The organism is Oceanispirochaeta crateris (assembly GCF_008329965.1).
Taxonomy (GTDB): Bacteria; Spirochaetota; Spirochaetia; order DSM-2461; family DSM-2461; genus Oceanispirochaeta; species Oceanispirochaeta crateris.
In genome coordinates this window covers 2,282,120-2,295,142 of record NZ_CP036150.1, presented here as the reverse complement: position 1 = coordinate 2,295,142, position 13,023 = coordinate 2,282,120, and the positions used below count along the sequence as shown (strand labels likewise).

9 protein-coding genes and 2 pseudogenes are annotated in these 13,023 nt (G+C 36.1%); 7 read left to right on the top strand and 4 right to left on the bottom strand.

Features of this window, described 5'->3' with window-relative positions:
* Position 1 precedes the first annotated feature (1 nt).
* Both EXM22_RS10370 and EXM22_RS10365 read right to left on the bottom strand, forming a co-directional pair.
* The gene (locus EXM22_RS10370; RefSeq protein ID WP_149486449.1) at positions 2–1,531 is read right to left on the bottom strand and encodes a sugar ABC transporter ATP-binding protein; all 1,530 of its coding nucleotides are present in this window, start codon (positions 1,529–1,531) and stop codon (positions 2–4) included.
* Between the two features lie 69 nt (positions 1,532–1,600).
* Positions 1,601–2,563 carry an ABC transporter substrate-binding protein gene (locus EXM22_RS10365; RefSeq protein ID WP_246157006.1) on the bottom strand — a complete coding sequence of 321 codons (963 nt, stop codon included), beginning with the start codon at positions 2,561–2,563 and terminating at the stop codon, positions 1,601–1,603.
* Between the two features lie 486 nt (positions 2,564–3,049).
* Here EXM22_RS10365 and EXM22_RS10360 point away from each other — a divergent pair.
* Positions 3,050–4,236, top strand: a pseudogene (locus EXM22_RS10360) (IS3 family transposase).
* A 153-nt stretch (positions 4,237–4,389) separates the two neighbouring features.
* On the opposite strand, the gene EXM22_RS10355 reads toward EXM22_RS10360, so the two are convergent.
* Both EXM22_RS10355 and EXM22_RS18585 read right to left on the bottom strand, forming a co-directional pair.
* Entirely contained in the window at positions 4,390–5,181 is a 792-nt protein-coding gene (locus tag EXM22_RS10355) for an IS3 family transposase (RefSeq protein WP_425465761.1), read from the bottom strand.
* 31 nt (positions 5,182–5,212) lie between these two features.
* Positions 5,213–5,530, bottom strand: coding sequence for a transposase (locus EXM22_RS18585; RefSeq protein ID WP_425465760.1), 318 nt, complete (start codon positions 5,528–5,530; stop codon positions 5,213–5,215).
* Positions 5,531–5,751: 221 nt separating this feature from the next.
* Between EXM22_RS18585 and EXM22_RS10350 the strand changes: the two genes are divergently transcribed.
* The 6 genes and pseudogenes from EXM22_RS10350 to EXM22_RS10325 all read left to right on the top strand — a co-directional run bounded on the left by EXM22_RS10350 (position 5,752) and on the right by EXM22_RS10325 (position 13,008).
* Positions 5,752–5,901 carry a transposase family protein gene (locus EXM22_RS10350; protein ID WP_149486448.1) on the top strand — a complete coding sequence of 50 codons (150 nt, stop codon included), beginning with the start codon at positions 5,752–5,754 and terminating at the stop codon, positions 5,899–5,901.
* Positions 5,902–6,254: 353 nt separating this feature from the next.
* Positions 6,255–7,310 carry a uroporphyrinogen decarboxylase family protein gene (locus EXM22_RS10345; RefSeq protein WP_149486447.1) on the top strand — a complete coding sequence of 352 codons (1,056 nt, stop codon included), beginning with the start codon at positions 6,255–6,257 and terminating at the stop codon, positions 7,308–7,310.
* A 518-nt stretch (positions 7,311–7,828) separates the two neighbouring features.
* A pseudogene (locus EXM22_RS18345) lies at positions 7,829–8,386 on the top strand (uroporphyrinogen decarboxylase family protein).
* A 142-nt stretch (positions 8,387–8,528) separates the two neighbouring features.
* The gene (locus EXM22_RS10335; protein WP_168203454.1) at positions 8,529–9,527 is read left to right on the top strand and encodes a substrate-binding domain-containing protein; all 999 of its coding nucleotides are present in this window, start codon (positions 8,529–8,531) and stop codon (positions 9,525–9,527) included.
* A gap of 83 nt (positions 9,528–9,610) precedes the next feature.
* On the top strand, positions 9,611–11,614 hold the full coding sequence (locus EXM22_RS10330) for a sensor histidine kinase (RefSeq protein ID WP_168203453.1): 2,004 nt from the start codon (positions 9,611–9,613) through the stop codon (positions 11,612–11,614).
* A gap of 5 nt (positions 11,615–11,619) precedes the next feature.
* Positions 11,620–13,008, top strand: coding sequence for a sigma-54-dependent transcriptional regulator (locus EXM22_RS10325; RefSeq protein WP_149486444.1), 1,389 nt, complete (start codon positions 11,620–11,622; stop codon positions 13,006–13,008).
* The last annotated feature ends 15 nt before the right edge of the window (positions 13,009–13,023 follow it).

Below are 13,023 nucleotides of genomic sequence, written 5' to 3'. Positions count from 1 at the left end.
TTCAACCCTCCTTTGTATAGCTGTAATCTGCTTCACGGACACCCGTGGCATAGGACATTATATTTTCCTGAGTAATCTCTGAGCGATCTGAAATCTCACCAATAAGACTTCCTTCGCGCATAATCAGAATTCTCTGACAGATTCCCACAATTTCGGGGAGTTCACTGGATATGAAGATGACGGCAACACCACTGGAAGCCAGTTCTCCGATAATCCTGTATATTTCGCTTTTGGCTCCAACATCCACTCCTCTGGTCGGCTCATCCAGGATGAGAACTTTAGGTTTTATGGCCAGCCAGCGGGCGAGAAGAACCTTTTGCTGGTTCCCTCCTGAAAGCTTCTGTACTCTGACATTTGGAGAGGTTACCTTAATATTCAATTCTGCTATGGAGGAGCCTGAAAAACGATTATTACTCCCCTTTGAAAGAATCCCCCCCTTGGCCAGTTTACCCAGGACGTTCATACCAATGTTGTCACCTACGCTCATATCTAAAAAAAGACCCTGCAACTTTCGGTCTTCCGGAACATAGCCGAGGCCATGATATATGGCATCGCCGGGGTTCTTTATCGTAATTTGTTCTCCATCCAGATAAACCTGACCAGAGACTTTACGGTCAATACCGAAGATCATCCTGGCCATTTCAGTCCGTCCAGCACCGACGAGTCCTGACAAACCAAGGATCTCTCCTGAACCAACATCAAAACTGACATTCTTGATTGTTTTACCGTCGGAGAAATTTTCGACAACAAATGTGCCTCTTCTGATATCTGTATTAATTTCATGTTTATAGAAATCATCCAGAGACCGGCCCACCATCATGGACACTACTTTGGATGAAACAATCTCTTCTTTAGCTAGAGTCCCAATGTATTTACCGTCTCGTAGTACGGTGACTCTATCGGCGATGCGGGTCACTTCATTCAGACGGTGACTGATATATATAATGGAAATTCCCTGGTTCTTGAGAGACATAACGACTTCAAAGAGTTTCTCTGTTTCTCTATCACTCAAGGCGGCCGTTGGTTCATCCATGATCAGGACCTTGCTTTCATGAATCAAAGCTCTGGCAATTTCAATCTGCTGCTGCTCGGCAATGGATAGTTTTCCAGCCAGCATTGTCGGATCAAATTCTGCTCCCAAGCGTTTCAGGACCACTCTGGATTTTTCTATCATTTTGTCCCGTTGCACCAATTGAAACCGTGATATCTCGCTGCCCATAAAAATATTTTCTGCCACTGTCAGATTGGGCGCCACACTGAGTTCCTGATAAATAAGATTGATACCTTTGCTGATGGCATCGAGGGTCCCATTTATTTGAGTCAATTCACCTGACAGATATATCTCACCTTCATCGGCGGTATACACTCCGGCAAGAATCTTCATTAGCGTGCTTTTTCCGGCACCATTCTCACCCATGACAACATGGACTTCTCCAGGATGTATTTCCAGTTCTGCCTTATCCAGAGCCTTCACTCCTGGAAAAGACTTGCTGAGCCCCTTTACACGTAGGGTTAGGTTCTCGTCTTTCATTTTGTATTCCCTAAAAAAAGAACTGCTCTTCCATTAACGGAAAAGCAGTTCAATATGGTTTGATCGGACTTATTTACTTGTCCAGCCCTTATAGGAGGCAACATTGTCTGCAGTGATCAGTTCTACAGGAATCAGAATAGTTTCTTCGGCAGGTTTGTTACCCTGCATGATTTCCCATCCTATTTCTACAGCAGTTTTAGCCATTGTGTAGGGGTCCTGTGCAGGTGTGGCTTCAAAAATTGATCCTTTCTGAGTAATCGCAACTTCACCATCAGGAGATCCGTCAACACCGACTACAAACATTTCAGACTCTCTTTTTGCCTGTTTGATAGCCAACTCACAGCCAATTCCGGTGGGGTCATTGATGGCAAAAACAGCATCAATAACAGGAAATGCTGTCAGAAGGTCCTGCATAACATTCAATCCACCATCACGGCTTCCACCGGCATTCTGGTTGTCTGAAAGAATTTCAATTCCGGGATTCTTGGCAAATACTTCTTTGGCACCGTTTACACGGTCAATAACTGCAGTTACAGGAGGTCCGTTAGCAATAACAACCTTTCCTTTTCCACCGAGTTTTTTGACAATATACTCTCCAGCCTGAACTCCAGCCTGGTAGTTGTTGGAAGTTACTGTGGCATTAACACCACCTTCTGCACCGACGTCTGCTGCGATGACAATAACACCAGCTTCTACGGCTCTACGAACAGCAGGTGCAATTCCTTTTGAGTCAACAGCATTGAGTACAATGATCTGAACACCTGATGCGATAAAATTTTCAATCTGGCTGACCTGTTTGTTCAGGTCATATTGAGCAGATTCAACAGCAACACGCACATTCGCTCCGCCAATTTCCATAGCCGCTGCTTTGGCACCTTCTCCCATCTGGAAGAAAAATGGATTCCCTATGTCACCTAATGTGACGCCCACTGCCTTTAATTGTAGGGGTCCTTCAGCTGCATCTTTTTGTCCGTTTGCGACAGCGCTGAACGCTACCATTGTGATCAGGAGAACTATTAATATTTTTTTCACCTGAACCTCCTTGTTTATTTGATTTGTAAAGTAATTGTAAAATAGATCCTGTATTTGTCAACAAAATATTATCAATACCAATGTCGAAATTAAGTGTTTATATTAGTGTTTATATTAAGTATCACCCTAGGGGATTAAAATAAAAAAGTCCCATAGCATTCTGTTAAAAAGTTTTTAACCATAAAAACGAATAACAGGAGAAACTATGGGACACTCTAAAATTAATAGATTTAAGAAAAAGGGTTCACATTTATCTGGGAGGGAAGAATTGACCTCATTCCTAGAATCCGTATCATATTTTAGATGAACTTAGAAATGGTAAGAGTACTAAGGATATAGCTCTAGAATAAGGAATTACAACAAATACTGTCTATAATTGGAAGCGGAAGTATGGAGATACGTCTAAAAATGAAATCCGTATTGATCCTGCCTTGATTTCCCGGAGTAGTAGTTAAGACCGATTTTTAATAAAATGAGGTAATAACTATGAATGAGAAAAAAAGACGTCGCTATGATGCAGAATTCAAAAGAAACGCGATAGCACTTTCAGAAGAACCAGGTCGGACAGCTCACAGCGTAGAGCAATCCTTGGGAATTGCTAATGGTTTGATTGGGAACTGGAAGCGTCAACTTTCAACAAATGGTAACTTGGCATTTCCTGGTAATGGAATCGAGGCTTTGACTCCTGATCAAAGAAAGATTCGAGATCTTGAAAAGCAGCTTTATGATGCAGAGATGGACCGCGATATATTAAAAAAAGCATTGGCCATTTTCAGCAAAACACCGAAATGAAATACTTCTTTATACAAGAGTGTCGCTCTGAATTTCCGGTGGTGAGAATGTGCCATAATCTTAATGTCTCTGAGAGCGGATTTTATGACTGGCAAGGACGATCAAAATCTTCCAGAAGGATAGCCAAAGAAAAACTGATGACCAAGATCAGTGAGCTTTTTTATATTAAGCACAAACAAATGGCAGGAAGTCCTTTGATCACAGAGGATTTGCATGATGATCCTCAGTATAAAACTGTCTATAGAAGCCGTGTAGCAGCTCTTATGAAGGAAATGGGGCTTAGATGCAAGATACAGAAGCAGTTTGTCGTTACAACAGATTCAGATCATAAAGAATGGATTCCTGACAACATTTTGAATCGTCATTTTAATCCAGAAATGCCCAATGTAGCCGTAGTTGGGGATATCACATATATCAAGGTTGCATCCAAGTGGATGTATTTATCTGTATTTATAGACCTTTATTCTCGTAAAGTTGTTGGCTGGGATCTTAACAAAAGTCTCTCTGCGGACTCTACCTGTAATGCCTTTAAAAAATATCTATATCGGAATAATAATCCAAAGGGAATGCTTGTTCATAGCGATCGAGGTATCCAGTATGCATCAGAACAATTCAGATCCCTTTTAGAGTCAGTGGATGCTGTCCAAAGTATGAGCCGAAAAGGAAATTGTTGGGACAATGCCGTTGCAGAATCATTCTTTCATACACTGAAAACACGATTGATTTATCACCGGAAATACCGAACGATGGAAGAATTGAATAAGGATCTTTATTGGTATATTGAAATTTACTACAACAGGATCAGGAAGCACTCAGCAAATAATTGGTTGACTCCTGATGAGAAAGAAAGTAAGTATTATGAAACGGGAAATGTGGCTTAACTGATACTCCGTTTTTTCGGGGCAGGATCAGACTGCCCCCACGAAATTTGGATACATTTATAATTTAGATTAAACTTAAATGAGGGAGGTTCTATAGTGAGCCCTTTCGTCAACACAACAACAGATAGTTTTAAGGTGTATTCCTTCCCTTTATTAAGCAGCTCTCATACCAGCTGACATAAATGTTCTATAGTAGATTTCGTCCGGTGTTTCATAATCCAGGGACTGATGAAATCTTTCCTTATTGTAAAAGTTGAAGTATCTGTTAACAGCTGTCCTCAGTTCAATGATGCTGTCATAACTATGGAGGTAAATTTCTTCATACTTGAGAGTCCTCCACAATCGTTCTACGTAAATATTATCCAGAGCACGACCTTTACCATCCATGCTAATTTGTATTCCATGCCCTTTTAGAACACCCACAAATGCGTCGGAAGTAAACTGGCTCCCTTGATCTGTGTTAAATATTGCAGGAATCCCATACTGCATAAGAGCCTCTTCTAGTGCATCGACACAAAAACTCACATCCATTGTATTTGAAATTCTCCAGGATAAGACCTTCCGGCTATATAGGTCTAGAACAGCTACCAAATACACAAAGTTATTGTTTATTTTTAGATAAGTCATATCTGTAGCCCAAACTTGGTTTGGAAACAGTATTCTTTTTCCTTTCAGCAAATAGGGATACTTCTTATGCTCCTTTCTGGCTTTAGAAAGGTTCCTCTTTGGGTAAATAGCACTCAAACCCATCCTCTTCATAAGACGCCGTACCTGTTTTCTAGTAATCTTATAACCTTTATCATTCAATGCGACCGCGATCTTTCTATACCCATAGAATGGGGTTTTTCCTAACTCCTCTATAATTAGAATAATCATATCCAGTTCCCATGCCTCATTTGAATTTGTAGGCTTGTAATAGAAGCTTGAACGAGAGATATCAAGCAACTTGCACTGTTTCTTGATTGAAAGATTCAAATTATCCGGTTCTATCAATCCGGATCGTGCCCGTACAGTTCCTTGTACTTTTTTTTAGAAATTGATTCTCTACCTGTAATTGACCAATATTCTTATAGAGTTCGGACTCTTTCAATTCTGATTCAGAAACATCTGTCTTCTTTTTATTTGGCCGTTCAAATATATCCTCAACACCATCCAAGAGATGCTTTTTCCATAGGCTGATCTGGTTTGCATGAATACCATAGAGCTGAGCTAACTCCTGTAAGCTCTTTTCACCACGGATAGCCTCAAGTGCTACCTTTACCTTAAATTTCTTGTCGTAACTCTTTCGTTTCATAATAATAATTTATTCCTCCCAGATAATTGTTACAAGGAGAAACCCACCTTAAACCTGTGTCTTAATATCTGGGCTCATTATAGTTCAAATGGGTAGAAAAAAACTTAAGCTTACACAGAGCATTTTCGAAGAGAAGCAATCACCTGATTTATATCGATCATTCAATTACTGGAAGTAAGTTAGCTGATTTATTAGAACTTAATTGTAGAGGAGAGTTTCTTTTGAAATATCTGAAGTGTGACGTTGGACCTGAAGTCAAAAGAAAAGAACTTCATAAATGGTCTTTTAATAATAATGTTGAAATCTTATTCTCTAGGCCAGGGACACCAACAGTTAATAGAAATATTGAAAGCTTTAATGGTATATTTTGAAATGAATGCTTAAATACAAATTATTTTAGATCATTGAAAGATGCTGAGCAAATAATCCATGTTTGGTGGAATGATTGTAACAATAAATGGCCGCAGATAAGATTAAAATGAATGTCATTTGAAAGTAATTTATAAAGTGGTCTAATTTTAGGCTGAGGTCACCTTAATCGACTCGTTATTTTTTTAAATCATGTAGGAATGGATTACTCCTGGTGGGAAACAAAAGAAGCTTTACTCCCTTCAGTTTATAATTGAATTTATAATAAAAATAGCAATATAGTGATATTATTAAGCAATAAATTTCTAATTATTAAGAATGGAAAAGCAATATAATATTTATTGGAGGATTCAGAATGCTTAAAGATTTTAAACCAGATTATACACGCTTGGTCCAGGCTGCTAGAAATGAGCAGACAGAAGGCATCCCTCTATACGAACACCACATTAATTTAAAAGTAATAGCTAGTATCCTCAGCAGAGATCTGGGTCAAATGTATAATAGCCAGGATTCTGGGAAACTTGAAGAAATGTTTGGTCTTATTGCTCAGTTTCATATCGATCATGGATATGACTGTTACTCCTTCGAAGGCTGCCTTACTGAACTCGTTCAGGGAGGTAAGGGATTAACTGGACAAGCCGGATCTATAATTAATAATATGAACGATTTCAGAGAATATCCCTGGGATCAGATTGTTGATGACTACTTTAAACATTTTGATATTTATTTTAAAGCGATTAGGGCTACTTTGCCCGAGGGAATGAAGATCGTAGGTGGAGTAGGAAATGGGATTTTCGAATCAATTCAGGATTTTGTTCCTTTTACAAATCTTGCTTATCTTGAAATCGATGATCCTGAATTATTTGCCACATTATGGATGAAAGTTGGAGAAACTCTATACACAATATGGGATAGATTCCTTTCATCTTATAGCGATATTCTTGCCATTGGTAGATTTGGAGACGATCTTGGATTTAAGAGTGCACCACTTCTTAATCCTCAGACAATTAAAGAGCACATCCTTCCACAATATAAAAATATAGTATCTCTAGTCCAGTCAAGGGGTATTCCCTTTTTATTACATAGCTGTGGCTGTATTTTTGATGTCATGGATGACATTATACAAATTACTGGAATTGATGCCAAACATTCCAATGAAGATGCTATAGCTCCATTTTCACGTTGGGTCGATGAGTACGGAGATAAAATTGGTAATTTTGGAGGCTTTGATATGGATGTTATTTGCAGAGAAAGTCCTGAAAATATTAGAAAATATGTACATGATATCGTTGTTCCCCTTCTTGGCAAAAAAGGTCTAGCCTTTGGTTCTGGAAATCAAATTGCCAACTATGTTCCTCCTGAGAACTTTCAGGCAATGGTGGAGGAAGTACGACTCATAAGGGGATTCTGATTTTAAAGTATTAAAAATGCTGGAAAGATTTATGAAAGAGATGACAAGTTTAGAGAGATGTCTCGCCGTACTAAATCATGAAGTACCCGATTGAGTTCCTGTTGTTTCTCAAACATTTATGTTTGCTGCATAGACAGTAGGTTTTAAAATTGGTGATATTAATCATAATGGAAAAAGATCGTCGAGAGTCATATAATCAGCCAGGATAAATATGGATATATGATGGTTGTGTTATTGATATTTATGATGCATCCCTTGCAGAAGTTTGTGGTGCTAAGGTCATTTTTGATAATCCAAATGAGCCTGCATTAGTTGATGAACACAATCCATTAATAACTGATTTAAGGCAGCTAAAGGATATGCTATTACCAAATCCACTAAAAGATGGTCGTTTACCGTCATGGCTGGGGACAACAGAAAGACTTGTCAGTGCTATTGGAGATCATATCTTTATTATGGGACGGTCCGATCCAGGCTCTTTTTCACTTCTGGGTTTTTTAAGAAGCACATAGAATCTGATGATGGAATTGATTACAGAAGAACCCAATGTTCTCTGGGAAGCAATGGACTGGTGTCGAAAGGTGAGCCTTCGTTTTCCCAAAGCCCATAAAGATTCAGGGGCTCATTTAACATCCATTTGTGATGCCTTTGCAGGTCCAAATCTGATAAGCCCAGACATGTATAGAACCTTTACCTGGTAGCATTAAGTCACTCTTTGTAAGCAGGTTCAGGATTATGGGATTCCCTGGAGTTTACATATCAGTTGTAATACCAATGCTATTCTTGAAGATATGGTTAACACAGGAGCTAAAATCCTAGAAATAGACTGGCAGGTCGATATGGAAAGAACCAGTGAGATAGCAGCGGGACGTACTATTTTAATTGGTAATATTGATCCAAGTGATCCACTGGTTTTTGGATCGCCTGAGTCTGTTGAAATGAAAGCCAAAGAGGTCATAGAATTAACAGGAGGACAAGATCTCTTTTTATCAAGTGGTTGTGCCATGGGTAGGCATACCCCCGAAGCTAATATGAGAGCCTTGGTCAATTCAGCAAAAAAATATGGTTCTTTTTAGTAGCGCTGTACGGATCTGGTGGATATCTTATTACATAGCTTAATAATTCCCTCTGCTTTATATTTTTTCACGAATAAAAAAATCTAAGCTCCAAAGAATTCAAATGTACATTATTGGATTTTATGGCATAATAATAAACATCATGACTAAGGTACAGTTCCTAATTTTAATCCTGACATTGACTCTTTCTTCTTCTATTTATTCTAAAGCTCAGAGCGATATTGAAGAAGTTAAGACTGATAATAAACCAAATATTCTTTTTGTTCCGGGTATAAATGACTCTTTTTATACAACAATGGAACGAGGTCTTCGCACCGCGGCAGAAAAATATAATGTAAATATTACAATCTCTGAATACCCACAAGTTTGGAGTGATGAAGAACAAATCGCAATTTTAAAAAAAACTCTTTCTCTGAATAAATATGATTTGTTGATAATATCACCAACATTTACAGAATCAATAATTTCATCTCTAAGAGAAATTCATAATAATGGAATAGAAATAATGACATTAGATACCTTTATTGGTGATGGAGATTACTCAGTGCCAAGTGAATTTTCATTTCCACTTACACATATAGGAACTGATAATTTTCTTGGAGGATTTAATATCGCAGAGGAAATGGCTCTAATGCTTGATGAAAAAGGTATCATTTATGTGATTAATACAATTGGTGATACCTCTTCAGTTATGGCTAGAGAGTCAGGTTTTAGAGCAGGGATGTCTCATTATCCAAATATCGAATTGATTGTTGAATACTGTCAAAATAATCAGGAACTAGCCAGGGAAATGACCTTAGCTGCATTGCAAGAAAATCCTGATATTTCGGGTATTTTCGGAGTCAATGTATTCTGTGCTCAGGGGTCATATGAAGCAGTTGTAAATGTAGGTTTAACAGGAACAATTAGGATTGCATCCTGGGATGCAACAGAATCCCTTATTAAAGCTATTAAAGATGGGCAAATAGATCTGGTTCTAGCTCAGAAACCAGTCGAAATGGCTGAGCTAGCAATTGAGTGGGCTTCCAAATATTTTTATAGTAATGTTGATATTCCTAAAAAGGTTCTTTCAGGTTTTGAATTTTTTACAGCTGAAAATGTAGATGATCCAAACATACAAAAGTATATATATTGGGAATGAAATTATTTACAAAGACTCTTTTACTTATTTTATTTGTTATTCTATTTCAGGGCATATTCACTGTTAGTGTGATATCGAAACTTGTGAATAATTATAATCAAGAAGACCTTAATCTGGATCTTCAATCTGAGTCTGATTTGCTCTTCAATAGCTTTAACTCATGGAAACATGGAATGTGGAGATTTCTTATCCGAATTAAGGATAATGAAAGTATTAGAGATTTATTAGATCAGAATTTGAAGTTGGCTCAGGAAGAGCTTTCTATAATTTTGGACTCATCGGGGATGGACTTCCTATATGTTCGAAACGATAAAAAATCATTTTTATTAAACCTCGGTAGAAATTTATCATTTCCAGAATTATCAAATTTTTTTATTACAAAGGAATATCCTTATATTGAGATTAGAGAAGTCAATGGAAGTTTATACTTTGTTGGAAATCTTAGAATTTATGGTAGAGATCGTTTTGAATATGATTTCTTTTTAGTTAAAAAAATTGATGCGGAGTTTTCGCAACAATTGGTATATCAAACCCAATCAGATCTTTTGTATTATTCAAATGAACAGTATTATAATGGATCAATAGATTCAAAAATTATAGAAAAAAAGCTACCACATATTAATTTGCTGACTGCTACAAAACAATTTGAAAGCCTAGATATGGATGAAACATTAAAAAGTCTTGTATTTAGAAAAGGTGGGCAGCTAATAAAAGATGGGGATATTAGTGATTTTGTTCTGATAACTGTTCTTTCTCAATTGCCATATATTAAAAGATCACTGGATATAAATGGAACTGTTTTATTTGTCTCTCTTCTTTCTATTTTAATCGCAGCTGTTCTGAGTTTTATAATCTCATCCAGCATCACAACACCTATAAAAAGGGTAATTGCAAATATGCAAAGAGTAAGAGAAGATGATTTTCCTGTTTCAATAGAATACAATGCAAAAAGTGAAATCAATCAGTTATATGAAGGTTTTAATAGTATGGCCTATAATCTCTATAATGGGAAAATCGCTATGGAAGACTATGTTAAGGAAATTGAATTTTTAAAAGATTATAATGAAACAATTATCCATTCAATTCGTGCAGGAATTGCTATTATTGATAGTAATTTAAAAGTAGTGAAGGTAAATGACTTCTTTCAGAACTTTATGGCTTTATCAAATGGGGACATTCAAGAAGTGAATTTTATTGATGAACAGATAATATTGAATGTTAATTTAGTTTTGTCAAAGAGAAAGGATTCTTTCACTTGCGTCAAACGTGTCGGTTCCAGTCTTATTTTAGATGTTAAAATATATCCTCTTGTTATAAATAAGTTTGACATAGACGCAGAACATCAGTGCATTTTAATAATTGAAGATATTACTAGTAAACATCAGTTTGAAGAAAAAATTATGCAGGCAGAAAAGCTTTCATCTCTCAGTATGCTCTCAGCTGGAGTTGCCCATGAAATTAATAATCCATTAAGTACTATTATGATAAATGTTCAGAACGAACTGGCAAAGGAAACTGATTCTTCTAAATTTGAATCATTAAAATGGATAGAACAGGAAACCAGAAGGATTGCAATTATTGTAAATGAACTTTTAAGTTTTGCTTCTTCACGCTCTGTAGAAAATGAATATTGCGATGTTAATACTGTCATTGACCAAACTATTTCTTTAATTCAGTATTCTATAGCAAAAGAGAAAGATATTAGGTTTCATTCGAAAGTCAATAAGATTGGTTTAGGTTCTAAGATTAGTAAAGATGAGCTCAAACAGATACTCATTAATCTTTTTTCAAACTCAATACGCTCTATAGGTAAAAAAGGGCATATCACAATCCATACAGGATATAAATCAGAAAATGAAAATATATATATAGAAATTATTGATACGGGCTGTGGAATGGAAGAACAGCTCCTCAATAAAATTTTCAATCCATTTTTTACTACAGATCACGAAGGAAGTGGCACTGGCCTTGGGTTGTCTGTAGTATATGGGATTGTTAATAAATATAATGGGACAATTGAAGTCTCAAGTAAACCGGGACAGGGAAGTACATTTCTTGTTATTCTTCCTGCTGATTTTAAGGAATAATGTAAATGAAAGTTAAAATAAATAAAAAAAATATACTGATTATTGATGATGAGGAAGGGATTCGGAAGGGTTTACAAGTCATGCTCACTAATGAAAATTATAAAGTATTTACTACGGGAAATGCCCTTGATGCTAGTGACATTGTTACAAATGAGACTATTGATATTGCTATTATGGATATTAATCTTAAAGATAAAAAATCTGGAATCGATTTATTAAAAGAATTTAAAAAAATAGTACCACAAATGTCAATCCTGATGATTACTGGATATGGTTGCATTGAGACAGCTATCGAGTCAATGAAATGGGGCGCTTCAGATTATTTATTGAAACCAATAGACCGCAACAAACTTCTTGATGTTATTAAAAAAAACTGTGAATTAAAAGAACTTAGAAATGACAATCAATTTCTGAAAACTGAATTATTGGAAAATGTTTATACATATAATTTTATTACTAGAAACCCCGAGACTACTCATATCCTTCAAACAATTGATAAAGTAAAAAACAGTTCCACTACCATACTTTTAACTGGGGAAAGTGGAACAGGAAAAGAAGTCATGGCACGATATGCTCATTTTACAAGTAATAGAAAAAATGGAAACTTTGTTGGAATCAATAGTGCTGCTCTATCAGAATCACTATTATTGAGTGAATTGTTTGGACATGAAAAAGGAGCCTTTACAGGGGCTGTTTCAGATAAGATAGGGAAATTTGAACTTGCCAATAATGGTACTTTGTTTTTAGATGAAATTGGGGATATGTCTCTAGATGTTCAAGCAAAATTATTGCGTGTACTTGAGGCAAACAGTTTTGAAAGGGTTGGTGGAACAAAAAAAATAAATGTAAACGTTCGTTTGATAACAGCAACTAATAAGGATTTAGTTTCACTGATTAATGAAGGGAAATTCAGAAAAGATCTGTATTATAGAATAAACGTTATGTCATTTAATCTTTTGCCTTTAAGAAAGAGGGTCGAGGATATTGAAGTTTTAGTAGAAAACTTTATTAAAAAGTTTAATTTAAAATATAATAAAAATATAATTATTAATGAAAATTCTTTCGCTCAATTGAAGGCACATCTCTGGCCTGGAAATATACGTGAATTAAGAAATGTAGTAGATAATGCTGTTTTATTAACAGAAGATTCTCAAACAATTAAATTTAATTTTCAAACAGAATCACTAAATAAATGCGAGGACGATGACCTTATATCATCTGTCCAGTCTGAAGAAACTTTAAAAGGGAAAATGGATAGTATAATTGAATATTATGAAAAGAAAATAATCAAAGAAGCCCTCATTGCAAATCAATTTAGCAAGACTAAAACAGCGGATCAACTAAATATAAACAGAAAAACTCTTTCCAATAAGATTGAAAAATATAAATTATAATTATCTGTAATGTGT

Bases quoted from the DNA above. Each gene is read 5' to 3' on its own strand.
- EXM22_RS10370 (WP_149486449.1), bottom strand. From the start codon at position 1,531: ATGAAAGACGAGAACCTAACCCTACGTGTAAAGGGGCTCAGCAAGTCT.
- EXM22_RS18585 (WP_425465760.1), bottom strand. From the start codon at position 5,530: ATGAAACGAAAGAGTTACGACAAGAAATTTAAGGTAAAGGTAGCACTT.
- EXM22_RS10345 (WP_149486447.1), top strand. From the start codon at position 6,255: ATGCTTAAAGATTTTAAACCAGATTATACACGCTTGGTCCAGGCTGCT.
- EXM22_RS10335 (WP_168203454.1), top strand. From the start codon at position 8,529: ATGACTAAGGTACAGTTCCTAATTTTAATCCTGACATTGACTCTTTCT.
- EXM22_RS10325 (WP_149486444.1), top strand. From the start codon at position 11,620: ATGAAAGTTAAAATAAATAAAAAAAATATACTGATTATTGATGATGAG.